This is a genomic window from Enterobacter sp. EGD-HP1, from assembly GCF_000733275.2.
Classification (GTDB): domain Bacteria; phylum Pseudomonadota; class Gammaproteobacteria; order Enterobacterales; family Enterobacteriaceae; genus Enterobacter.
In genome coordinates this window covers 547,749-569,850 of sequence record NZ_AVOP01000001.1, presented here as the reverse complement: position 1 = coordinate 569,850, position 22,102 = coordinate 547,749, and the positions used below count along the sequence as shown (strand labels likewise).

23 protein-coding genes are annotated in these 22,102 nt (G+C 55.0%); 12 read left to right on the top strand and 11 right to left on the bottom strand.

Annotated elements, in window-relative coordinates; translation table 11 throughout:
* The first annotated feature begins 4 nt into the window (after positions 1 to 4).
* The 5 genes from N037_RS02860 (at position 5) to rmf (ending at position 5,811) form a co-directional block, all read left to right on the top strand.
* Positions 5 to 1,912, top strand: coding sequence for an ABC transporter ATP-binding protein (locus tag N037_RS02860; RefSeq protein ID WP_032638803.1), 1,908 nt, complete (start codon positions 5 to 7; stop codon positions 1,910 to 1,912).
* Between the two features lie 13 nt (positions 1,913 to 1,925).
* Positions 1,926 to 3,179, top strand: a complete 1,254-nt coding sequence (gene pqiA, locus N037_RS02855; protein WP_023335152.1) for a membrane integrity-associated transporter subunit PqiA — start codon at positions 1,926 to 1,928, stop codon at positions 3,177 to 3,179.
* A 4-nt stretch (positions 3,180 to 3,183) separates the two neighbouring features.
* A complete protein-coding gene (gene pqiB, locus N037_RS02850; protein ID WP_023311025.1) occupies positions 3,184 to 4,824 on the top strand; it encodes an intermembrane transport protein PqiB in 1,641 nt (546 codons plus the stop codon).
* A complete protein-coding gene (pqiC, locus tag N037_RS02845) occupies positions 4,821 to 5,387 on the top strand; it encodes a membrane integrity-associated transporter subunit PqiC (protein WP_023335153.1) in 567 nt (188 codons plus the stop codon). The genes pqiB and pqiC overlap by 4 nt, the downstream gene beginning before the upstream one ends.
* A 256-nt stretch (positions 5,388 to 5,643) precedes the next feature.
* A complete protein-coding gene (gene rmf / locus N037_RS23425; RefSeq protein WP_013097261.1) occupies positions 5,644 to 5,811 on the top strand; it encodes a ribosome modulation factor in 168 nt (55 codons plus the stop codon).
* Between the two features lie 71 nt (positions 5,812 to 5,882).
* On the opposite strand, the gene fabA is transcribed toward rmf, so the two are convergent.
* Both fabA and N037_RS02835 read right to left on the bottom strand, forming a co-directional pair.
* Positions 5,883 to 6,401, bottom strand: a complete 519-nt coding sequence (gene fabA, locus N037_RS02840; RefSeq protein ID WP_008499931.1) for a 3-hydroxyacyl-[acyl-carrier-protein] dehydratase FabA — start codon at positions 6,399 to 6,401, stop codon at positions 5,883 to 5,885.
* A gap of 68 nt (positions 6,402 to 6,469) precedes the next feature.
* Entirely contained in the window at positions 6,470 to 8,230 is a 1,761-nt protein-coding gene (locus tag N037_RS02835; RefSeq protein ID WP_032638801.1) for an AAA family ATPase, read from the bottom strand.
* Between the two features lie 186 nt (positions 8,231 to 8,416).
* Between N037_RS02835 and matP the strand changes: the two genes are divergently transcribed.
* Positions 8,417 to 8,869 (top strand): macrodomain Ter protein MatP, encoded by a 453-nt coding sequence (matP, locus tag N037_RS02830; protein ID WP_008499929.1) that lies wholly within the window; start codon positions 8,417 to 8,419, stop codon positions 8,867 to 8,869.
* A 63-nt stretch (positions 8,870 to 8,932) separates the two neighbouring features.
* On the opposite strand, the gene ompA is transcribed toward matP, so the two are convergent.
* Both ompA and sulA read right to left on the bottom strand, forming a co-directional pair.
* Positions 8,933 to 9,988, bottom strand: coding sequence for a porin OmpA (gene ompA, locus N037_RS02825; RefSeq protein WP_023335155.1), 1,056 nt, complete (start codon positions 9,986 to 9,988; stop codon positions 8,933 to 8,935).
* Positions 9,989 to 10,342: 354 nt separating this feature from the next.
* Positions 10,343 to 10,852 carry an SOS-induced cell division inhibitor SulA gene (gene sulA / locus N037_RS02820; protein WP_032638797.1) on the bottom strand — a complete coding sequence of 170 codons (510 nt, stop codon included), beginning with the start codon at positions 10,850 to 10,852 and terminating at the stop codon, positions 10,343 to 10,345.
* A 217-nt stretch (positions 10,853 to 11,069) separates the two neighbouring features.
* On the opposite strand from sulA, the gene N037_RS02815 reads away from it, so the two are divergent.
* Positions 11,070 to 11,696 carry a TfoX/Sxy family DNA transformation protein gene (locus N037_RS02815; RefSeq protein ID WP_023335157.1) on the top strand — a complete coding sequence of 209 codons (627 nt, stop codon included), beginning with the start codon at positions 11,070 to 11,072 and terminating at the stop codon, positions 11,694 to 11,696.
* Here N037_RS02815 and yccS read toward each other — a convergent pair.
* Positions 11,653 to 13,815 carry a YccS family putative transporter gene (gene yccS, locus N037_RS02810; RefSeq protein ID WP_023335158.1) on the bottom strand — a complete coding sequence of 721 codons (2,163 nt, stop codon included), beginning with the start codon at positions 13,813 to 13,815 and terminating at the stop codon, positions 11,653 to 11,655. The genes N037_RS02815 and yccS overlap by 44 nt on opposite strands.
* Positions 13,816 to 13,834: 19 nt before the next feature.
* Positions 13,835 to 14,281, bottom strand: a complete 447-nt coding sequence (locus N037_RS02805; RefSeq protein ID WP_023335159.1) for a YccF domain-containing protein — start codon at positions 14,279 to 14,281, stop codon at positions 13,835 to 13,837.
* Positions 14,282 to 14,404: 123 nt separating this feature from the next.
* Here N037_RS02805 and helD point away from each other — a divergent pair, with 123 nt between their 5' ends.
* Positions 14,405 to 16,459, top strand: a complete 2,055-nt coding sequence (helD, locus tag N037_RS02800; RefSeq protein ID WP_032638795.1) for a DNA helicase IV — start codon at positions 14,405 to 14,407, stop codon at positions 16,457 to 16,459.
* Between the two features lie 58 nt (positions 16,460 to 16,517).
* Here the strand turns inward: helD and mgsA are convergent, their stop codons facing one another.
* The gene (gene mgsA / locus N037_RS02795) at positions 16,518 to 16,976 is read right to left on the bottom strand and encodes a methylglyoxal synthase (protein WP_023335161.1); all 459 of its coding nucleotides are present in this window, start codon (positions 16,974 to 16,976) and stop codon (positions 16,518 to 16,520) included.
* A gap of 80 nt (positions 16,977 to 17,056) precedes the next feature.
* Positions 17,057 to 17,719: a curli synthesis inhibitor gene (csgI, locus tag N037_RS02790; protein WP_032638793.1), complete on the bottom strand. Its 663-nt coding sequence runs from the start codon at positions 17,717 to 17,719 to the stop codon at positions 17,057 to 17,059.
* Positions 17,720 to 17,892: 173 nt separating this feature from the next.
* Between csgI and N037_RS02785 the strand changes: the two genes are divergently transcribed.
* Positions 17,893 to 18,306, top strand: a complete 414-nt coding sequence (locus N037_RS02785) for a CoA-binding protein (protein WP_008499920.1) — start codon at positions 17,893 to 17,895, stop codon at positions 18,304 to 18,306.
* Positions 18,307 to 18,339: 33 nt separating this feature from the next.
* Here N037_RS02785 and hspQ read toward each other — a convergent pair whose 3' ends face one another.
* Both hspQ and rlmI read right to left on the bottom strand, forming a co-directional pair.
* Entirely contained in the window at positions 18,340 to 18,657 is a 318-nt protein-coding gene (hspQ, locus tag N037_RS02780) for a heat shock protein HspQ (protein ID WP_008499919.1), read from the bottom strand.
* Between the two features lie 60 nt (positions 18,658 to 18,717).
* On the bottom strand, positions 18,718 to 19,908 hold the full coding sequence (gene rlmI, locus N037_RS02775; protein ID WP_032638791.1) for a 23S rRNA (cytosine(1962)-C(5))-methyltransferase RlmI: 1,191 nt from the start codon (positions 19,906 to 19,908) through the stop codon (positions 18,718 to 18,720).
* 173 nt (positions 19,909 to 20,081) lie between these two features.
* On the opposite strand from rlmI, the gene N037_RS02770 reads away from it, so the two are divergent.
* The 3 genes from N037_RS02770 to yccX are packed head-to-tail and all read left to right on the top strand — an operon-like array spanning position 20,082 to position 21,731.
* Positions 20,082 to 20,639: a kinase inhibitor gene (locus N037_RS02770; RefSeq protein ID WP_023335164.1), complete on the top strand. Its 558-nt coding sequence runs from the start codon at positions 20,082 to 20,084 to the stop codon at positions 20,637 to 20,639.
* Positions 20,640 to 20,649: 10 nt separating this feature from the next.
* Positions 20,650 to 21,438, top strand: coding sequence for an AraC family transcriptional regulator (locus N037_RS02765; RefSeq protein WP_032638789.1), 789 nt, complete (start codon positions 20,650 to 20,652; stop codon positions 21,436 to 21,438).
* 11 nt (positions 21,439 to 21,449) lie between these two features.
* Positions 21,450 to 21,731, top strand: a complete 282-nt coding sequence (gene yccX / locus N037_RS02760; RefSeq protein ID WP_008499914.1) for an acylphosphatase — start codon at positions 21,450 to 21,452, stop codon at positions 21,729 to 21,731.
* Here the strand turns inward: yccX and tusE are convergent.
* On the bottom strand, positions 21,728 to 22,057 hold the full coding sequence (gene tusE, locus N037_RS02755; RefSeq protein WP_014883264.1) for a sulfurtransferase TusE: 330 nt from the start codon (positions 22,055 to 22,057) through the stop codon (positions 21,728 to 21,730). The two genes, yccX and tusE, sit on opposite strands and share 4 nt — an antisense overlap.
* Positions 22,058 to 22,102 lie beyond the last annotated feature (45 nt).

The window sequence follows — 22,102 nt, the reverse complement described above, 5'->3', positions numbered from 1 at the left end:
ATAAATGTCATTAATTAGCATGCACGGCGCGTGGCTCTCTTTCAGCGACTCGCCGCTTCTCGATAATGCAGAGCTGCATATCGAAGATAACGAGCGCGTCTGTCTGGTGGGCCGTAACGGCGCGGGTAAATCCACGCTGATGAAAATCCTCAACCGCGAACAGGGGCTGGATGACGGCCGCATCGTTTACGAGCAGGATCTGATCGTCTCTCGCCTCCAGCAGGACCCGCCGCGTCACGTGACCGGCAGCGTTTACGATTTCGTGGCGGAAGGCATTTCTGAGCAGGCCGAATACCTGAAGCGCTATCACGAGATTTCGCATCTGGTGATGACCGATCCGAGCGACAAAAACCTCAACGAACTGGCGAAAGTGCAGGAGATGCTCGATCACCACGGTCTGTGGCAGCTTGAAAACCGCATTAACGAGGTTCTGGCCCAGCTTGGTCTGGAAGCGGACATGGAGCTGTCGGCACTCTCCGGCGGCTGGTTGCGTAAAGCGGCCCTGGGCCGCGCGCTGGTCAGCGGGCCGAAGGTGCTGCTGCTGGACGAACCGACGAACCACCTGGATATCGAAGCGATTGACTGGCTGGAAGGCTTCCTGAAAACCTTCAGCGGCACCATCATCTTTATCTCGCACGACCGTTCGTTTATTCGCAACATGGCGACGCGTATTGTCGATCTCGACCGCGGCAAGCTGGTCACCTATCCTGGCGATTACGATACCTATCTGCTGGAGAAAGAAGAAAACCTGCGCGTGGAAGAGCTGCAGAATGCGGAGTTCGACCGCAAGCTGGCGCAGGAAGAGGTGTGGATCCGCCAGGGCATCAAGGCCCGCCGCACCCGTAACGAAGGCCGCGTGCGCGCGCTGAAGGCAATGCGCCGTGAGCGCAGCGAACGCCGTGAAGTGATGGGCAGCGCCAAAATGCAGGTGGAAGAAGCGTCCCGTTCCGGCAAGATTGTCTTCGAAATGGAAAACGTCAACTATCAGGTTGATGGCAAAGTGCTGGTGAAAGAATTCTCCGCCCAGGTTCAGCGCGGCGACAAAATTGCCCTTATCGGCCCGAACGGCTGCGGTAAAACCACGCTGCTGAAGCTGATGCTGGGCCAGCTGCAGGCCGACAGCGGCCGCATTCACTGCGGGACTAAGCTGGAAGTGGCCTACTTCGACCAGCACCGCGCGGAGCTGGATCCGGACCGCACGGTGATGGATAACCTCGCCGAAGGTAAGCAAGAGGTGATGGTAAACGGCAAGCCGCGCCACGTGCTGGGCTATCTGCAGGACTTCCTGTTCCATCCGAAACGTGCAATGACCCCGGTGCGTGCGTTGTCAGGCGGGGAGCGAAATCGTCTGCTGCTGGCGCGTTTGTTCCTGAAACCAAGTAACCTGTTGATTCTCGATGAACCAACGAACGACCTGGATGTCGAAACGCTGGAACTTCTCGAAGAACTGATTGACGGTTATCAGGGGACCGTGATGCTGGTTAGCCACGATCGTCAGTTTGTTGATAACACCGTGACAGAATGCTGGATCTTCGAAGGTGAAGGGCGAATTGGACAGTACGTAGGCGGTTATCACGATGCAAAAGGGCAGCAATCGCAGTCTCTGGCGCAGAAACAGTCAAAGTCCAAAACGAGTTCTGAATCTGCTGTAACAAAAGCAGAAACTGTCAAGAAAACCTCGGCTAAACTAAGTTATAACCTGCAGCGCGAACTGGAGGGGCTACCTCTGCGTCTGGAAGAGCTGGAGGCCGCGCTTGAGGATCTGCAAAAACAGGTTGCTGATGCATCATTCTTTACCCAATCGCATGACTATACTCAGAAAGTACTGTCAGAACTGTCCGCGGCTGAAAAAGCCCTGGAAGAAGCATTTGAGCGCTGGGAGTACCTTGAGTCTCTGAAGAACGGCGCATAAACAGGGATAACATATGTGTGACCAGCACCATGCCGACAGGCATATTTTATGCTCGCAATGCGATATGCTCGTGGCGTTGCCAGAGCTTGGTCACGGACATAAAGCCCTGTGTCCACGTTGCGGTGCGACGTTGACAACCGAGTGGGACGCGCCGCGGCAGCGTCCCACTGCTTACGCCCTGGCAGCATTGTTCATGCTGCTACTCTCAAATCTCTTCCCCTTTATCTATATGAAGGTGGGGGGGATAACCAGTCAGGTTGATTTGCTTGAAATTCCGGGCGTAATGTTTTCGGAAGATTACGCCAGCCTCGGCACCTTTTTTCTCCTGTTTGTCCAGATAGTCCCGGCTTTTTGCCTGGTCGTTATCCTTTTGCTGGTCAACCGCGTCAGGATGCCGGCATCGCTGAAAATCCGGCTCGCGCGTATCCTTTTTCAGCTCAAAAGCTGGGGCATGGCCGAGATCTTTCTGGCGGGCATTCTGGTCAGTTTCGTTAAGCTGATGGCGTACGGCGATGTGGGGATTGGCAGCAGCTTTATTCCGTGGTGCCTTTACTGTGTCCTGCAGCTGCGCGCATTCCAGTGCGTGGACAGGCGCTGGGCGTGGGATGACATCGCCCCGGCACCGACGCTGGCGCAGACGGTGAAGGTCGGCGTGCCCGGTATTCGTCAGGGGCTGCGTTCTTGCCCATGCTGCACCGCCGTGCTACCCGCCGATCTCGACGTTTGTCCGCGCTGCGAAACGAAAGGTCACGTACGCCGTAAAAATAGCCTGCAGTGGACGATGGCGCTGCTGGTCACGTCCATCATGCTGTATCTGCCGGCCAATATTCTGCCGATCATGATCACCGATTTACTCGGCGACAAAATGCCCTCGACGATCCTCGCCGGGGTGATATTGCTCTGGGGCGAGGGTTCTTATCCGGTCGCCGGGGTAATTTTTATCGCCAGTATTATGGTGCCAACTTTAAAAATGATCGCCATTGCCTGGCTCTGCTGGGATGCGAAAGGTCATGGAAAACGCGACAGCGAACGCATGCACCTGATTTATGAAGTGGTCGAGTTTGTCGGACGCTGGTCAATGATTGACGTGTTTGTCATCGCCGTTCTCTCTGCACTGGTGCGGATGGGCGGTTTGATGAGTATTTATCCCGCGATGGGGGCTTTAATGTTTGCACTGGTTGTGATTATGACCATGTTTGCGGCCATGACCTTCGACCCTCGTTTATCGTGGGATCGTGAGCCTGAATCAAGCCATGAGGAAGAGTAAGAGCATGGAAAATAAGAGTGGAGAGGCGAAAGTGCAGAAGGTCAAAAACTGGTCGCCGGTGTGGATTTTCCCCATCGTGACCGCGCTGATCGGTGCATGGATCCTGTTTTATCATTACAGCCATCAGGGACCGGAAGTCACGCTGATAACCACCAATGCCGAGGGGATTGAGGGCGGTAAAACGACCATCAAAAGCCGTAGCGTGGACGTGGGCGTGGTCGAAAGCGCAACCCTGACCGACGATTTAACCCATGTGGAGATTAAGGCGCGCCTTAATGCCGGCATGGAAAAACTGCTGCATGGCGATTCCGTTTTCTGGGTGGTTAAACCGCAGGTGGGGCGCGAAGGGATCAGCGGCTTAGGGACGCTGCTCTCCGGGGCCTATATTGAACTGCAGCCCGGCACGAAGGGTAGCCAGCCGGGAAAATACCAGCTTCTTGATTCACCGCCGCTAGCGCCGCCTGATGCCAAGGGTATCCGCGTGATCCTCGACAGTAAAAAAGCGGGCCAGCTTACGGCGGGTGACCCGGTACTGTTCCGCGGCTACCGCGTCGGTTCCGTTGAAACCAGCACCTTCGATGCGCAAAAGCGTACCATCAGCTATCAGCTGTTCATCAATGCGCCAAACGATCGTCTGGTGACCAGCAACGTTCGCTTCTGGAAGGACAGCGGGATCGCGGTGGATCTTACCTCGGCGGGGATGCGCGTAGAAATGGGCTCCTTAACCACGCTGTTTGGCGGCGGGGTGAGCTTTGATGTGCCGGAAGGGCAGGATCTCGGGCAGCCGGTTGCGGAGAAAACGGCGTTCAGACTCTTTGACGATCAGCGAAGCATTCAGGACGCGCTCTATACCGATCACATTGACTTCCTGATGTTCTTCAAAGATTCCGTCCGCGGTCTTCAGCCGGGCGCGCCCGTTGAGTTCCGCGGTATTCGTCTTGGTACGGTTGGACAAGTTCCATTCTTTGTTCCGGGCCTGAGCCAGATGCTGGACGATGATTATCGTATTCCGGTGCTGATCCGCATTGAGCCGGAGCGTCTGTTGAACCAGATTGGCGAGAACCAGGATATCGCGGCGCATATTAACGAACTGATGAACCGTGGTCTGCGCGGGTCGCTGAAAACGGGTAACCTGGTGACGGGTGCGCTGTATGTGGATATGGACTTCTACCCGAAAGCGCCGCCGATTACCGGTATTCGTGAATTCGGTGGCTATAAGATCATCCCAACGGTGAGCAGCGGTCTGGCGCAGATCCAGCAGCGTCTGATGGAGACGCTGGATAAGATCAACAATCTGCCACTGAATCCGATGATTGAAGCGGCGACGAACTCTCTGAGCGAAAGCCAGGCAACGATGCGTCGTCTGCAAACCACGCTGGATAACATCAACAAGATCACGGCGAGCCAGAGCATGCAGCAGCTGCCGCAGGATATGCAGAAAACGTTGCGTGAGCTGAACCGCAGTATGCAGGGCTTCCAGCCGGGTTCAGCGGCCTACAACAAGATGGTGGCAGATATGCAGCGTCTTGATCAGGTCTTGCGTGAACTGCAGCCGGTGCTGAAAACGCTCAACGAGAAGAGCAACGCGCTGGTGTTCGAAGCGAAAGATAAAAAGGATCCTGAGCCGAAGAGGGCAAAAGAATGAAAAAGTGGCTATTGATGGTTGGCGCTCTGCTGTTAACGGCGTGCAGTTCAGGGGTAGATAATAAAAGCTACTATCAGCTGCCTGTGGCTACCCACAGCGGTGGGCAAAGCACGGCCACCCAGGGAAACCGTCAGCTGTGGGTTGAGCAGGTTGCGGTGCCGGATTATCTGGCTGGAAATGGCGTGGTCTATCAGACCAGCGACGTTAAATACGTGATTGCGACAAACAACCTGTGGGCCAGCCCGCTGGATCAGCAGCTGCGCAACACCCTGGTGGCCAATCTGGGCAGCCAGCTTCCCGGTTGGGTTGTCGCATCGCAGCCGCTGGGTAACGACCAGGATACGCTGAACGTCACGGTAACGGGCTTCCACGGCCGTTACGACGGTGCGGTGGTGATCAGCGGGGAGTGGCTGCTGAACCATCAGGGTCAGCTGATTAAGCGTCCTTTCCATCTGGAGCTGAAGCAGCAGAAAGATGGCTATGATGAAATGGTGAAAGTCCTGGCTCAGGGTTGGGCACAGGAGTCGGCCAGCATCGCGAGAGAAATTTCCCGGCTGCCATAAGTAAAATTCATCATCAAAAACCGCAGTTGGCCTTTCGCTGATTGCGGTTTTTTTTTCGTTTTCACTTCAGATTGTTACTTGTGCCACGTCACAATTTTTGTACAAATGAACTTCCAGGTAGCTCACAAATATGACACCCGTATGAATTTTGAACATTGACGCTGCGACTAATTCGGGGTATTCGTTATCTGTGCCTGTGCATCTAGTGCAGACACTGTTTTCTTTCCACCAGACAAAAGAATGAGGGAAACGAGGCATGAAGAGACAGAAACGAGATCGCCTAGAACGGGCTCATCAACGTGGTTATCAGGCCGGCATCGCTGGACGTTCTAAAGAAATGTGTCCTTATCAGACGATTAATCAAAGGTCACAATGGCTTGGAGGCTGGCGAGAAGCCATCGGCGACAGGGCACTCATAGCCTGATAACGTCTCTTTCAAAAAAGAAACCTCCGCAATGCGGAGGTTTCGCCTTTCTGGAGGTACGAAAAGTACAATCAGAACGCGGAAGTGTCCTGGAACAGGCCAACTTTCAGGTCGCTTGCGCTATAGATCAGACGGCCGTCTACCAGCACTTCGCCATCCGCCAGGCCCATAATCAGGCGGCGGTTAACGATGCGCTTGAAGTGAATACGATAGGTCACTTTCTTCGCTGTAGGCAGAACCTGGCCAGTGAATTTGACTTCGCCCACGCCCAGCGCGCGGCCTTTACCTTCTCCGCCCAGCCAGCCCAGATAGAAACCAACCAGCTGCCACATGGCATCCAGGCCCAGACAGCCAGGCATTACCGGATCGCCAATAAAGTGGCAACCGAAGAACCACAGGTCCGGGTTGATATCGAGTTCTGCTTCTACGTAACCCTTATCGAAGTTGCCGCCGGTTTCGGTCATTTTCACGACACGGTCCATCATCAGCATGTTAGGGGCCGGTAACTGTGGGCCTTTTGCGCCAAACAGTTCGCCGCGACCAGAGGCAAGAAGATCTTCTTTTGTATAGGATTCGCGTTTATCTACCATGTTCTCAGTAAGCCTTATTTTAGTGAAGGACGCAGGATAGCTAACACGTGTACGCTGAACAAGTCCGATCAGTTCGAACTAAACCAGCCCAGCCAGCGTAACGGCCATGGATAACGATGACGAGCATCCTGCTGTGTCGCCTGAGCTATGCGCTCCTGGATAGTCTGCATCAGGGTGGTTTGCCCTTCGCCATCCCAAACCAGATTTGTCAGTAAGGGTAGCGCATCCTCAATCCCTTCGATGGCCCAGATAGCGAATTGCTCTTGCTCAACCGCATCAAGAATGTCCTGACTGAGGCTCAAATGGCGTGCGTTGGGAGCAGGAATAATCACACCCTGTTTGCCGTTTAAACCGCGCTGCTGACAGATAGAGAAGAAGCCTTCAATTTTTTCGTTGAGACCTCCCACTGGCTGAGCACGACCAAACTGGTCCACCGAACCGGTGATCGCGATGTTCTGATTGATGGGCACTTCCGCCAGGGCGCTGATTAAGGCGCACAGTTCGGCCATAGAGGCGCTATCACCATCCACTTCGCTGTAGGACTGCTCAAACGTCAGCGAGGCGGAGAAGGGTATCTGTTGCTCAAGCTGCAGCTCTGACATCAAAAACGCCTGCATGATCATCATGCCTTTCGCGTGAATGTTGCCGCCCAGCTCGGCTTTCCGTTCGATATCGGTAAACTCGCCATCGCCAATGTGCACAACGCAGCTGATACGAGACGGTTCCCCGAATGCGCGCGGATGGCCGGGAAATTCAATCACCGACAGGGCGTTGATCTGCCCGACGCGCTCGCCTTCAGTTTCTACCAGAATTTGTTCGAGCAGAATTTCATCCTGCATACGGTCAGCAAGATAGCCTTCACGCCACTCACGCTGAGCCAGCATCTGAGTGAGCTGTTCTCCGGTAAATGCCCCGTTACCGCTGATCGCACCCACTTCACGCAGCTGTTTGCCGATCCAGAGCGGGCAAAGCGGCAGCGTTTCCTGGTCTCCGGTGTAGCGCACCGCTTCGCGGATTAAGCCCGGCCACGCGTCAGCCGCAGGGGTTGGCAGCGCAAAACGCTCAGCAACGGCCATCACCCACTGGCACCACTGCGCCATATCGTCGGCGTCAGCAATCTGGATGTTGTCTTCGTATTCGCTATACACCGCCTGCTCAGCGAGCTCCGGCTCCATTTCCTGGAAGTCCGCTAGCGATTCACGGTCACCCGTCAGCACGACGGTCAGCGACAGCGGCATAGACGGAACAGAGACGGGCAGGGGACGAGACTCATCGTAGCCGACCCAGTCGAAACGCTGCTGGTGCACGATGGTTTTCAGACGCATCCACAACAGTGGCTGCGAGAGCAGGGTACGCAATGAGATGATCAGAACGCCGCCATTTGCGCGATGTACCAGCCCCGGCTGCAGCGAAAGTTCGCCGTTAAACTGGCGCAGACAACCAAAGAGTTGTTCCGCCTCAACCCAGTTAGCGGTGATCACCTCGCCCTTAGCGGCAAAACGGCCATCGGCCTGCGCCGCCGGTTCGAAAGTGACATCATGTCCCGCAATACGATACTGGCCGCCAAAAACTGCGTTAGCTTCCGGCTTCAGCTGGCGCACGGCATCTCCGAGCAGCGTCAGGTATTCCGCTTCTTCCGGGGCCTTGAGCAGCATGAAGGGCGCTGTTGCCCACGGGCTTAACACCTGCTCAAGCGCATAATGCAAGCGAGGCTGCGTATCGCTAAGGATGAATTCGTGTTCTTTTGCGAGTTCGGGCTGTGCAAACAGTTCCTGGAAACTTTCGGTATCCGGAACAAGGTCACGCCATGCAAGTTTCGTAATGGTCAAAGTTGATGTTTTTTAGTCAGATGTAAAAGCGTGGAGTATACCGTAAGCGGGGGGCTGTACCCAAGCAGGATTGGGGATTTCGAGAGGACGATTGGCTGCATTCACTCACAGGATATGATTTCTTTTCAGCAGATTGCTAAAAAACTGATATTCTGAACAGAGTTACGTGGTAACACTGAGATCGCAATGAAATATCAACAACTGGAAAATCTCGAAAGCGGCTGGAAATGGAAGTACCTGGTCAAAAAGCACCGAGAAGGGGAGCTGATCACCTGCTACATCGAAGCCAGCGCTGCGCAAGAAGCCGTGGATATTTTGCTGACCCTCGAAAATGAACCGGTACAGGTTAACGGCTGGATTGAGAAACACATCAATCCCGCGTTGTTAAACCGGATGAAGCAAACTATCCGCGCGCGACGCAAACGGCATTTTAATGCTGAGCATCAGCACACTCGCAAAAAATCAATCGATCTGGAGTTCGTTGTCTGGCAACGCCTCGCTGGGCTGGCGCAACGACGGGGCAAAACGCTTTCGGAAACCATCGTGCAGTTGATTGAGGATGCCGAACACAAAGAGAAATACGCCAACCAGATGTCGACGCTGAAGAATGACCTTCAGGCTCTGTTGGGTAAAAAATAGATTTTTCTTTTCTTAGGACAATAAAAAACCCCGCATGGCGGGGTTTTTTTATAAGACGATAACTTATGCCGCTGGCTGAGTTACAACGTCTTTGATGCCTTTAACTTCGATCTCAACGCGACGATCTGGAGCCAGGCAGTCGATCAGTGCAGCGCGAGCTTTCACGTTGTCACAGGTGTTGCCAGTAACTGGGTTAGATTCGCCCATACCACGTGGGGAGATCTTGTTAGCTGGGATACCTTTAGAGATCAGGTAATCAACAACAGACTGAGCACGTTTCTCAGACAGTTTCTGGTTGTAAGCGTCAGAACCGATACGGTCGGTGAAGCCCAGAACCACGACAGAACCGTCTTTAGGATCCAGGTTGCTCAGCTGGGTGTACAGCTGATCCAGTGCCTGCTGACCTTCTGGTTTCAGAGTCGCTTTGTTGAAGTTGAACAGAACGTCAGACTTCAGAGTGAAGTGCTTGGTCTGTACTTCTGGAGCTGGAGCCGGCGCTGGAGCAACAACTGGTGCTGCATCTTCCTGCTGGCCGAAACGGTAGGAAACACCTACGCTCAGCATGCCGTTGTCTGGACGAACACCAACGGTGTTGCCGTCGCCGATGTTGTTAACCCACTGGTATTCCAGACGGGTAGCGATGTCACGGGTCATAGCCCACTCAACGCCACCAGCGAATACTGGGGAAACACCGGTGTCATGATCGTCGCCAGCACGGCTGTTGCTGGAGTCAGCGCGCCATACCATGCCGCCCAGACGGGTGTACACGTCCAGATCGTCAGTTACTGGGTAACCCAGTTTAGCGGTCAGCTGAACGCCCTGTGCTTTGAAAGCGCCGTTTACGGTGTCGCCTTTGTATGGCATACGACCTAACCAGTCGTAACCCATTTCAAAACCAACATACGGGTTAACCTGATAGCCACCGAACGCACCTGCACCAAGCTGGCTCTCGTGAGTAGGGCCATCATTGTTGTTTGCGCTGTCGTACCAGCCGGTGTCATGGAACTGAGACCAGCCCAGTTTACCACCTGCATACCAGGTATTATCTTTCGGAGCGGCCTGCGCTACGGTAGCGAAGCCAGCCAGTGCCACTGCAATCGCGATAGCTGTCTTTTTCATTTTTTGCGCCTCGTTATCATCCAAAATTCGCCATGAAAGTCTCAAGAGAGAATCACGGTTAAATCCTTCACCGGGGGGCGTGGTCAAATATAAATCTACCGATATCTTCGGCTTAGGCCGAGCACCCCTGGCGATGTAAAGTCTACAACGTAGCTGAAAACTTACAAGTGTGAAGTCCGTCAGGCATATGAAAAAAAAAGTTCCGTATACCTATTATTTAACATTTTATGAACGAATTTTGTGCAATAAAATTAAGGAGAACCGCACCAGACAAGCCTTGCCGCAATTTTGAGGCCGGGAACTAAAACCGCATCTTGGGGTCAAAAAAAATTCCAGGAAAAATCTTAATTTCACTCAATGATACAAATTCGAGTGAATTTTTAGCCCTGAATGTTGTCCTTTGCGGTAAGAATCCGATCGAACCGGACGCATAATGAAGCCGATCGCATTCCCTTCTTCCGCTGCTTCAGTTAGACGGAAATGTTCTTCTTCCGTCAACTCTTCCGATAACCATCCAATCACCACGCTGTAATTTCCGGTGCGTAACGCGCGGATCATCGACTCAACGGTATCGCAAGGCGAGAGCTGATTAATTTGCATAACCTTGGTGAGCGGAAGGCCTGCGGACTGAACCCACTCGCGGCTCAATTTTTGCTGCGGCGTGAGCCAAAGCTGCCAGCGCGATTGCTGACCAAGCTGTTGCAATAACGGCAACAGCAGAAGTTGCGTCAACAGGGGCTGGTCTTCACGATAAACCACTTCACTGATTAGCCCCGTGGAAACACGCTCGACGGAATTCTGCGCGACATTGCCTGCGGTAGAAGAGAGAGAGGTTGAGCGATTTGCATAGCCTGAAGTGTGCATATTCATTCCAGCCCTGTAGTTACTGTATGGATATACAGTAACCCCTGTATGCATAAAGATCAACCTCATTTTCGGAAAGCGACTCGCAAAATTGATTCAATCTTGATGCCCCTCGAAAAATCATCTTGCTCAACGGCGCTAAGTTGCCTATTTTCCTGCTAACGGATCCGCTAGTAAGAAATTTCGTTGTTACTTTATGATTTTGAAGGGAAATATCATGAAAAAGATATCTTATGAACGGATTTATAAATCCCAGGAATACCTCTCGCCGCTGGGCGAAATACACCATCGCGCGCTGTTTGGCGGCTATACCCTGGCGGTGGATGATGCGGTTTTTGCCATGGTGTCTGATGGCGAGCTTTATCTTCGGGCCTGTGAGGAGAGTGCGAAATACTGTGTAAAGAATGCCTCTTCATTTTTGACGCTGATGAAGCGGGGTCGCCCTGTGCTACTCAACTACTATCGTGTAGACGACGGGCTGTGGCAGGACAGGGAGCGTCTGCTAAAGCTCTCCTCATTCGCGCTCAATGCGGCAAGGAAAGAGCGTTATCAGCGGCATCAGCGAAACCGTCTTAAAGATCTACCAAACCTCACTTTTCAGCTGGAAGTGTTGCTCTTCGAAGCGGGTATCACTAATGAAGAGACGCTGCGGGCGCTGGGTGCGAGGGAAAGCTGGCTGAAGATGCGGGCAAAAAACAAAGCGCTGAGTATTAAAGTGCTCTTCGCGCTGGAGGGGGCCATTGTGGGACTGCATGAGGCGGCACTCCCGGCAGGCATTCGCCGGGAGCTGACGGAGTGGTTTAATGCGCTGCCTGAGCCACAGGAGAATCACTCCTCCAGGTAGCGATTTGCTGTTGCAGCCGGCAAATTTCAGGCAGCAGAGCGATAAGCAGGCCTATCTGCTGAAGAACCAGCGGCGCTTTGCTGTCGTTTCCCGGGTCAAGATGCGCAATGCGTTGAGCCAGTTCATCCAGCGCCAGTTGAACGCGCGGCTCATCGGCCGGTCGGTGATGAAGCGCGTCGTCAACATAGCAGACGGCGTCATCGAGCAGGTTGAGAATACCCGGGTTGGTGAGTTTCTCACGGTGGGCACCCAGCGTCGAAATATAGCTGGTGAACGTATGGTTCAGGCAGAGCAGGCGGAACGCGGTCTCACGGATCTCCGCCGTGGCGTGAGGCTCCGTTGACATGTTAGAAACAACGGAGGCCAGTTCTGCATCACTGTTGTGCGCGTCGCGACGTGCTATCCGGTAAGCCAGGCGGTTATCGCGCCCCTGGTGGTACTGCTCCAGGATAGCGTCAAGGTATCGACAGTTGGCGTTCATCGCCCTGTCTACCACGCGCGGCAAATTGCGAAAACGCCAGTCCGGCCAGATAAAGCTGACCGCGGCCCAGGCTATCGCGCAGCCAATCAGGGTATCGATCACGCGGGGCAGGGCGACTTCAAACCCCTCACCCAGCAGGTTAAAGCAGAGCAGCACCAGCAGCGTGATGAACATGGTAGCGTGGGCATACTGCACGTTGCGAAACGCGAAGAACAGCACGCCGGTGATCACGATCAGGATCAATTGACCTTCAACGGAGGGCACAAAATAGAGCACCGGAAGGCCGATCGCGACGCCAACCAGCGTGCCGATAATACGCAGCGCTAGACGGTGTCGGGTAGCGTTATAGTTCGGCTGGCAGACGAACAGGCTGGTCAACAGGATCCAGTAGCCGTGGTGCAGCCCGGTTATCTGTATAAAGGCATAACCCACGCACAGGACAAGCGACATTCTCACCGCGTGGCGAAAGAGAGCCGACTCCGGCGTAAAGTTGCGGCTCAGACGTAGCCACATATCGCTAACGCTGTGCACGCTGTCATCAGCAAGCTGGTTTTCCACCTCACTGCCCGGCAGCGCCATCGCCTGTTCGGACTCAATTGTCGCCAGCTGAGCATCAATCGCCCGCAGGTTGTTCAGCAGAAAGCCCAGCGCTTTGATGTGCTCCGGTGACGTTCCGCTGGCCTGAACGCGGTCGAGCGCCGCATCCAGATGGCTGAATACGCGTTCAAAGCGGGGATCATGCTGATAGGGCGTGCGCAGCAGAATGGAGCGCGAGAGCTGCTGGCACGCCTGGGACTGCATAGACAGCAGGCGCTGGAAGCGGAACATGACGTCGCTGTAGCGGAACTTCTCGCGCAGGGCTGCATACTGAACGTGCGAAGAGCTGGCGCGTTCATGAATGTCCTGGGCTGCAAAGTAGTAGTGTAAGGTCCTTCGGGTTCCGCGCTGGCCGCGATCGCCGCGCAGGCGGGTAAGCAGAGAGGCTTTCGTCTGGTTAAGGGTGGCGACCAGCTGGCCGTTTGCCAGCGCCAGATCGTAGAGCGGCGCCTGGCTTTCTTCCTCGATATCCGGGTCGAACAGCCGGGATTTCAGTTCCAGATAGTGGGCTAGCTGCTCAAAGCTGCGGGCAAGGTTATCCTGCAGAGGGCGAACCGGGAAGATCAGATGACCGGTTAGCGTCAGCAGGTTATACCAGATAGCGCCCAGCAACAGCAGAACCGGCTGCTGGTACCACTGGTCATACAGGGAAACGCCCAGCATGGTGTAGATAGCGATCAGCAATGCGCCAAAAGCGATGGTGGCATAGCGCTGCCCAAGACCGCCCAGCAAAATAAACCCGCTGGTTGAGAGCGTGAGGCCCAGGGCAAACAGCCATGGCCACGGGAAAAGCAGCTCAACGGACGCTGACGCAATGAAAAAGCAGACAAGCGTAATGACCAGGTTGCGTAAACGCCCGGCCAGACGATCGTCCAGGTCCGCCAGCGCCCCGGCCACCACCCCCAGCGTGAGCGGAATGGTGAGCTTGACATCATTTAGCCACCAGGGCAGGGCAACCGTGCCGCAAAGCGCGATAAATATCCTGACGTTGTAAAGCCAGGTGCTGTTCCAGGTATAACGGCGAAGCAGTGGGCTTAGCATAAACGCGGCCAGTCCTTATTTACTGAAAACGACGACGCGCGTTTGCTTCACGCGCCGCCTGGGCCACTTCTACCGGAACAACCCTGCGACCAACGGGCCAAAGGGCGATGGCGGCGATCTTAAAGTTCGCGATCCCCACCGGAATACCAATAATCGTGATGCACTGTGCAATTCCGGCAAAAATATGCATGATGCACAGCCACCAGCCGAAGAAAATCAGCCACAGAATGTTCAGCAGGGTTCCACCCGTATTCATCAGGGCGTTTTTGCTCTCCGGATTCAGCTCGTCAACGTGGATGGCTTCATTCCCGTAGGGGATGAAGGAGAGTTTTGTGATTTCCCAGCAGGAACGGGTCAGGGGAAGCGTGAAAATCAGGACGATGCTCACCAGCGTGGCAAAAAGCCAGGAAAGGGTGGTGGCAAAACCGCCCAGCACAAAATTCAACACATTCAGAACGGTACGCATAAACCCTCACTTCCTTTCGATAAAATTAACGCCCAATGATTGTAACGTTTTTTTAGGCTGGAGCACCTTAAAACTGGCAGTTAAACTGTCAGGTAAATTATCTCTTCGTGGATTTGGCGGAACATGGAACTGAAAGCAACGTCGTTAGGCAAACGCCTGGCGCAACACCCGTACGACAGGGTTGTTCTCCTTAATGCCGGGGTGAAAGTCTCCGGGGAACGCCACGAATACCTTATTCCGTTTAATCAGCTTCTGGCTATCCACTGCAAACGCGGACTGGTGTGGGGCGAGCTGGAGTTCGTTCTGCCTGACGATAAAGTCGTGCGTCTTCACGGCACCGAGTGGGCGGAAACCCAGCGTTTCCATCATCACCTGAACGCGCTCTGGCAGCAGTGGAGCCAGGATATGAGCGTGATTGCCGCCCAGGTGCTCCAGCAGGTGCTGGACGATATCGCGCAAAGCAACGCGCAACACGCGTGGCTGACCCGTCAGCAGACCGCCGGGCTGCAGCAAAAGATCCGCCAGGCACTTTCGGCGCTGCCGCTCTCCGTGACGCGTCTCGACGAGTTTGACAACTGTCGCGACGCCTGGCGCCAGTGTCAGGCCTGGCTGAATGATAAGGATAAAAGCCGTCTCGCCCATAACCAGGCCTGGACAGACGCCATGCTCACCCAATACGCCGACTTTTTCAGTACGGTGGAGTCTTCACCGCTCAATCCTGCCCAGGCGCGCGCGGTGGTCAACGGCGAGCAGTCGCTGCTGGTGCTGGCGGGGGCCGGTAGCGGTAAAACGTCGGTGCTGGTGGCGCGTGCCGGCTGGCTGCTGACGACCGGGGAAGCGGTAGCCGATCAAATACTGCTTCTGGCTTTTGGCCGCAAGGCTGCCCAGGAGATGGACGAACGCATCCAGGAGCGCCTGCACACCCGGGACATCACGGCCAGAACCTTCCATGCCCTTGCGCTGCATATTATTCAGCAGGGCAGTAAAAAAGTGCCTTCCGTCAGTAAGCTGGAAAACGACGCGCAGGCGCGTCAGGCGCTGTTCATCAAAACGTGGCGCCAGCAGTGCAGTGAGAAAAAAGCACAGGCGAAAGGGTGGCGTCAGTGGCTGGAGGAGGAGCTCAACTGGGAGGTGCCAGAGGGCAGCTTCTGGCAGGATGACAAACTGGCGCGTCGGCTGGGTTCGCGGCTTGACCGCTGGGTCAGCCTGATGCGAATGCACGGTGGAACGCAGGCAGAGATGATTGAAAGCGCGCCGGAGGCGATCCGCGATCTGTTTTCGAAACGGGTCAAGCTGATGGCTCCGCTGCTGAAAGCCTGGAAAACCGCGCTGAAAGAGGAAAATGCCGTCGATTTCTCCGGTTTGATCCATCAGGCCATCATCATTCTTGAGAAGGGACGTTTTGTCAGCCCGTGGAAACATATTCTGGTGGATGAGTTCCAGGACATCTCACCGCAGCGTGCTGCACTGCTCTCGGCGCTGCGGGCGCAAAATAAACATACGTCGCTGTTTGCGGTGGGGGACGACTGGCAGGCCATCTATCGCTTCAGCGGGGCGCAGCTCTCCCTGACGACCGCGTTCCACCACTATTTTGGCGAAGGCGACCGCAGCGATCTGGATACCACCTACCGCTTCAATTCACGAATTGGCGAGATCGCCAACCGCTTTATCCAGCAGAACCCGCATCAGCTGGCTAAGCCGCTCAATAGCCTGCGGCCGGGGGATAAAAAAGCCGTCACCCTGCTGACGGATGACCAGCTGGAGCCCCTGCTGGACAAGCTCAGCGGCTATGCAAAGCCCGAAGAACGTATTCTGGTACTGGCGCGCTACCATCACCTTAAACCTGCGGCGCTGGAAAAAGCCGCTACCCGCTGGCCGAAGCTGCAGCTTGAATTTATGACCATTCACGCCAGCAAAGGGCAGCAGGCTGATTATGTGATTGTGGTGGGGCTGAAAGAGGGCAGCGATGGTTTCCCGGCCCCGGCCCGCGAGTCGGTAATGGAAGAGGCCTTACTGCCGGTGCCGGAAGACTTCCCGGATGCCGAAGAGCGGCGTTTGCTGTATGTGGCCATCACCCGCGCGCGGCATCGCGTGTGGCTGCTGTTCAATAAAGAGGAGCCATCCGTGTTTGTCGATATCCTGAAGAGTATTGATGTGCCGGTAGCGCGTAAACCATAACGATGTCTGGCAAGATTTTGTAGGCCGGGTAAGGCGTAGCCGCCACCCGGCAAAAAAGCTACTTCAACCTTTCGGAAAGATAACGCTCATAGTCCGGAATAAGGATATCCACCGGTGAGTTAAACTGCGGCGATTCGATGATGAAATCCGCCGTGGACAGGTTCGTCGCCACCGGAATATTCCATACCGTCGCCAGACGCAGCAGCGCTTTAACATCCGGATCGTGCGGAACCGCGTTCAGCGGGTCCCAGAAGAAGATCAGCACATCAATTTTCCCTTCGGAAATCTGCGCGCCGACCTGCTGATCGCCGCCCATCGGGCCGCTCAGCATGGCGTTCACCTGCAGACCCGTTTCGCGCTGGATCAGGTTACCGGTTGTGCCGGTCGCCGACAGGGCGTGCTTCTCCAGCGAAGACTGATGGCGGCGAACCCAGTTAAGCAGCATTTGTTTACAGTGATCGTGCGCCACCAGAGCAATGTGTTTGCGTTCAGGCAGCGTGCGTGTTGTCAGTTCCATAATCATATCCATCAGGTTAACTGCCTACACGATGACGGGAACCGTCTGACGCTGCAAGAGAAAGGCGTAAAAAATGTGGCTTATGATGAAGGTTGTTGTTTTGCCCACTGTAAAAACCGGGCCCGCGTGTCGGGATCGGCCTGCTGGAACCAGAATTTAAGGCGCTGTTCCGTCAGAGTCTGGGACTGGGGAGGAATAACGTCCAGTTCAGAGACGCCGGATAGCAGCGTACTGTCGTCCGCCATCATGGTGGCAAACTGCGGAAGCGAGGCGCGTTTACCCGCTTTGTTATAGGTCTGGGTCGCGGCCTCGTAATCCGGGCCTTTCGGTGATGTCGTCAGCGCCAGAATATCCAGCTTCACCGGAATCGGCATCGCATCCCCGTCCAGCAGTTCAATGCGGGGTGACGCGTCGAAGGCCGCAGATTCCTTCTCCGTTTCAAGGCGGGGTAGGGTGATATTCACCTGACTGATTTGCCGGGTATTAAAGCTGACGATCAGCGGCGGGGAGATGTACATCCTTTGCTCGTGATTAGCCAGACCGATCGATTTTTCTACCCGGAAGACCAACTGATGCGGTCCGTTATCTAACTCGATGCTGTCTGCTCCCCGCAATAACGAACTGGAGACCTTTTTCCCGTCCAGGACCAGGAGGTCAATATCGGTAGAGAGTCGGAGCGTGGTAGCAAAAACGCAGACCGGCATCACTAACGCAATCAGAGCAGTGGCAATACCGGTTTTCATAGAAGGCTCCCGTCAGAAATCCTGTCGCCGCATTAATGTATCTAGATTTTTCGAGAATCACGTTTACTAACATATAGACATATTTCACCGTTTTGCCCTCATGCATCTGTATGGGATGGATGGTTGAGATGTGCGGTTTGGCGTACACTTTTAAAAAAGCCAGGAGAAAAACCATGAAAGAGAACGATATTGCCGAGATTCTGACATCCACGCGGACCATTGCGCTGGTGGGCGCGAGCGATAAACCCGATCGTCCAAGCTATCGGGTGATGAAATACCTTCTCGATCAGGGTTATCACGTCATCCCGGTCTCGCCAAAAGTGGCGGGGAAAACCTTGCTGGGGCAGCAGGGGTATGCCACGCTCGCTGACGTGCCGGAAAAAATTGATATGGTCGATGTCTTCCGTAATTCCGAGGCGGCGTGGGAAGTGGCGCAGGACGCTATTGCCGTCGGCGCGAAAACGCTTTGGATGCAGCTGGGCGTGATTAACGAGCAGGCCGCCGTGCTGGCGCGGGATGCGGGGTTGAACGTCGTCATGGACCGCTGTCCGGCGATCGACATTCCCCGTCTGGGGCTGGCGAAGTAAAAAAAAGCCCGTTTATCGGGCTTTTTTACACGCTTAATTCCGCAGGCGCGGGGCCTGTAACTGTTTGCGGATAGTCTGAGCAAGCTCATCCATTGTGGGTTGCTCCGGATGCTCTTCCTGCAGCTCGCTACTCAGCTGCGCTTCGGCCAGATAGGTGTGAACGGGTTGTCCATCATCACCTTCCATCACCACATGGTACCAGGGCGCGGCGCGAAGCTCTGCGTTGACCGCCAGCTCGTCTGCTGACGGTTCATCAAGGGAATACTCCGGGTCGATATCCACGACCACACCCAAATACCCTAGCAAAGTGTGGCGGACCTGCTGGCCGATACCGAATTTGCTGGCAATCATAGTCACCTCCCGGGAAATACGACTTACACGTTATGTGCGGGCAATATTTCTCTTTTCAAGTTACATGACGCGACAGGCAAACCCTTTCAGATACAGTCCTTCCGGGTAGGTAGCAATCACGGGATGATCGGCTGCCTGACGGAACTGCTCTATAAATTGTACATCACGGCCAGCATCTATTGCGGCGTCGGCGATGATTTTCTGAAATAAATCTGTGGTCATCAGGCCGGAGCAGGAGAAGGTGAGCAGAACTCCGCCCGGGTTCAGCAGCTGGATAGCCAGCATGTTGATATCTTTATACCCACGGCACGCGCCCATCAGCTGGCTTTTGTTTTCCACAAACTTAGGTGGATCCATCACGATGACGTCGAATTTCTCGCCCTGGTCGCGATATTTACGCAGCAGCTTGAAGACGTCATCGCGTACAAACTCCGCTTTGCTCAAATCCAGCTTGTTGAGCTCGACGTTCTGTTTTGCCACATCCAGCGCTTCCTGCGAGGTGTCCACGCTCACCACCTGGGCACAGCCGCCCATCAGTGCCGAAACGGCAAAGCCGCCGGTATAGGAGAAGCAGTTCAGAACGCGTTTGTCGGCGACGTACTGACGTGTAGCCAGACGGCTGTCGCGCTGGTCGAGGTAGTAACCCGTTTTGTGCCCGCCCTGAATATCCACCAGCAGCTTCATGCCGTGCTCTTCAATCGGCAGCAGGGCAGGCGGCAGTTCGCCGGTGACCGGGCCTTGCGTCAGCTCCATGCCTTCTTTTTTGCGCACCGCCACATCGCTGCGGTCATAAATGGCGCACTGCGGGAACAGCGTTTGCAGCGCGCTAATCAGCGCGGCACGCTGGTATTCCGCTCCGGCGCTCAGGAGCTGCAGCACCAGGAAGTTACCGAAGCGATCGATGGTCACGCCCGGCAGACCGTCGGACTCACCGGCAATCAGGCGGTAGCTGTCCAGCCCGTCGCGTTTTGCCAGCCAGTCGCGCCACTGCTGCGCCTGCTGCAGGCGGCGGACGAAGAAGTCGATGTTGATGGTTTCATCTTTATCGAACGTCCAGACGCGAGCCCGGATCTGGGACGCTGGCGAGTAAGCGCCTCGCGCTAACCATTTCCCGTGATGGTCAACGATATCAATGGTTTCACCGAGGCTGGCTTTACCTTCCATACGGGCAACCGCGCCGGAAAAGACCCAGGGATGACGGCGCAGTAATGATTTCTCGCGCCCTTTGGCTAACACTAAACGTACACTCATAATTTGCTGTTCTGTCGATTTCAGGAAATGGCGCGTAGATTACCACATTCAGCAAGGCGCAATCATCTGCGGATGCCGTTGAGCGTTTCGGCACAAAATCAAATCGCTTAGGCACATTACGATGTTGCAGCAGGCTTTACAGTGGGGCTTCCGGTACAGCAGAGGGAGCACCCATGAAAAAGCGCAGTGTGATAGCAATAGCCGCTCTGGCGGCGATGAGTTTTCAGGTTTTAGCAACAACGCCTTTCAGCATGACCAGCCAGGATATTTCCGGCAAACGCCGGCTGGCGCAACAGCAGGTATTCGAGGGGTTTGGCTGCCACGGTGGGAATACTTCTCCACAGCTGGCATGGGAAAATCCGCCTGCCGGGTCGAAAAGTTTTGCCGTCACGGTATATGACCCGGATGCGCCCACCGGCAGCGGCTGGTGGCACTGGACCGTAGCCAATATCCCGGCGAAGACACTGACGCTGCCCGCTGATGCCGGTAACCCGAGCGGCGAGAAATTACCTGCCGGCGTTGTGCAGGGGCGTAATGATTTCGGCTATTCTGGATTCGGCGGCGCATGTCCACCCGAAGGGGACAAGCCTCATCGCTATCAGATTACCGTCTGGGCCCTGGACGTGGATAAACTGCCCGTCGACAACAATGCCAGCGGCGCGCTGGTCGGCTTTATGCTCAATAGTCACGTTCTGGCAAAGGCTCAGTTAACAGCAACCTACAGCAGATAAGGATGGCAGGGTGCAGGAGTTTCATTTTCGACATAACCATCTTACGGCGGGTGAAGTGACTGCCAGCAAAATGCATCGCCTGCACCAGGTTAAATTGTTTTTTCCGGCTATTTGTCATATCACTCACGGCACTAAGGTGATAGTTCAGGATGATAACCGCCTGGAAGCGACCCGGGATGAGCTCATCATTATCCCGGCCAATACGGCGATGGAGATTATCAATCAGCCTGTAAACGGTCTGTTTCACTCGGATTTGCTGATGTTGTCCCCGGAGATTATCGCCGAGTTTAAAGCGCATTACCTGAAGTCCTGGCCGCGCACGACGCTGCATTCGCTCTGCGCCCCGCTGAGCAAGGGGCTGGCGTTTATGTGGGACAACCTGCTGCACGCCGTGCGTCAGGATTTACCGGAGGCGCTACAAAAGCATCAGGCTTTTGGCCTTTTGCTGGCCTTGCTGCATGATGGCGTGGCGGGACCGCTGCTTGTTGAGCGAAACAGTAACCTGACGGAGCAGGTGCGGCAGTTCATTATGCTGTCGCCCGCCAGAGCCTGGACCACCCAGGACGTCGCCAGCCGTCTGGCCTTAAGCGTGCCGACGCTGCGCAGACGCTTACGTGAAGAGTCGCAGAGTTTTCGCCAGATCGTGGAGGAGGTGAGGATGGCCGTTGCTTTGTCACAGCTACAGTCAACCCGATTACCAATTGGCGAAATCGCATTACAATGTGGGTATCTTTCCAGCTCTCGTTTCACCGCCCGTTTCCGGCAGCACTATGGCTGTTTGCCGAAAACGCTACGTTAAGGAGAAGAAAAATGTCAAAAGTCTGCACCATTGCCTGGGTTCACGGCGTTGTTCAGGGCGTCGGGTTCCGCTACAGCACCCAGCGCGAAGCGATTGAGCTTGGGCTCACGGGGTACGCGCGAAACATGGATGACGGCAGCGTTGAGGTGGTCGCCTGCGGCGAAGCGGAGCAGGTCGACAAGCTGGTGGCGTGGCTGAAAGCGGGTGGGCCGCGCAGCGCGCGGGTTGATAAGGTGCTAACGGAACCGCATCAACCCGGCCGGGAGTACGTTAACTTCGGTATTCGCTATTAAATACACTTCACAGGCTTAGGCAGACCAGCAATCTTTGTTGCCTGTTTTGCCGGGCCTTTCGGGAACAGACGATAAAGATAGCGGCTGTTGCCTTTCTCTTCGCCGAACTTATTGGCCATCGCCTTGACCAGCATGCGGATCGCCGGAGAGGTGTTGAATTCAAGATAGAACTCGCGGACAAAACGCACCACTTCCCAGTGTTCGGGAGAGAGGGTAATCCCTTCTTTCTCAGCAATGACTTCTGCCAGCGCTTCGCTCCACTGGCCACTCTCTTTCAGATAACCGTCGTTATCGGTCTCGATCTCTTTGCCTTCAAAACTCAACATAGTCATTCACGCGTCAGTCAAAAACCGCAGCAGTGTAACAAAAAA

Bases quoted from the DNA above. Each gene is read 5' to 3' on its own strand.
- N037_RS02860 (WP_032638803.1), top strand. From the start codon at position 5: ATGTCATTAATTAGCATGCACGGCGCGTGGCTCTCTTTCAGCGACTCG.
- pqiA (WP_023335152.1), top strand. From the start codon at position 1,926: ATGTGTGACCAGCACCATGCCGACAGGCATATTTTATGCTCGCAATGC.
- pqiB (WP_023311025.1), top strand. From the start codon at position 3,184: ATGGAAAATAAGAGTGGAGAGGCGAAAGTGCAGAAGGTCAAAAACTGG.
- pqiC (WP_023335153.1), top strand. From the start codon at position 4,821: ATGAAAAAGTGGCTATTGATGGTTGGCGCTCTGCTGTTAACGGCGTGC.
- rmf (WP_013097261.1), top strand. From the start codon at position 5,644: ATGAAGAGACAGAAACGAGATCGCCTAGAACGGGCTCATCAACGTGGT.
- fabA (WP_008499931.1), bottom strand. From the start codon at position 6,401: ATGGTAGATAAACGCGAATCCTATACAAAAGAAGATCTTCTTGCCTCT.
- matP (WP_008499929.1), top strand. From the start codon at position 8,417: ATGAAATATCAACAACTGGAAAATCTCGAAAGCGGCTGGAAATGGAAG.
- ompA (WP_023335155.1), bottom strand. From the start codon at position 9,988: ATGAAAAAGACAGCTATCGCGATTGCAGTGGCACTGGCTGGCTTCGCT.
- sulA (WP_032638797.1), bottom strand. From the start codon at position 10,852: ATGCACACTTCAGGCTATGCAAATCGCTCAACCTCTCTCTCTTCTACC.
- N037_RS02815 (WP_023335157.1), top strand. From the start codon at position 11,070: ATGAAAAAGATATCTTATGAACGGATTTATAAATCCCAGGAATACCTC.
- yccS (WP_023335158.1), bottom strand. From the start codon at position 13,815: ATGCTAAGCCCACTGCTTCGCCGTTATACCTGGAACAGCACCTGGCTT.
- N037_RS02805 (WP_023335159.1), bottom strand. From the start codon at position 14,281: ATGCGTACCGTTCTGAATGTGTTGAATTTTGTGCTGGGCGGTTTTGCC.
- helD (WP_032638795.1), top strand. From the start codon at position 14,405: ATGGAACTGAAAGCAACGTCGTTAGGCAAACGCCTGGCGCAACACCCG.
- mgsA (WP_023335161.1), bottom strand. From the start codon at position 16,976: ATGGAACTGACAACACGCACGCTGCCTGAACGCAAACACATTGCTCTG.
- csgI (WP_032638793.1), bottom strand. From the start codon at position 17,719: ATGAAAACCGGTATTGCCACTGCTCTGATTGCGTTAGTGATGCCGGTC.
- N037_RS02785 (WP_008499920.1), top strand. From the start codon at position 17,893: ATGAAAGAGAACGATATTGCCGAGATTCTGACATCCACGCGGACCATT.
- hspQ (WP_008499919.1), bottom strand. From the start codon at position 18,657: ATGATTGCCAGCAAATTCGGTATCGGCCAGCAGGTCCGCCACACTTTG.
- rlmI (WP_032638791.1), bottom strand. From the start codon at position 19,908: ATGAGTGTACGTTTAGTGTTAGCCAAAGGGCGCGAGAAATCATTACTG.
- N037_RS02770 (WP_023335164.1), top strand. From the start codon at position 20,082: ATGAAAAAGCGCAGTGTGATAGCAATAGCCGCTCTGGCGGCGATGAGT.
- yccX (WP_008499914.1), top strand. From the start codon at position 21,450: ATGTCAAAAGTCTGCACCATTGCCTGGGTTCACGGCGTTGTTCAGGGC.
- tusE (WP_014883264.1), bottom strand. From the start codon at position 22,057: ATGTTGAGTTTTGAAGGCAAAGAGATCGAGACCGATAACGACGGTTAT.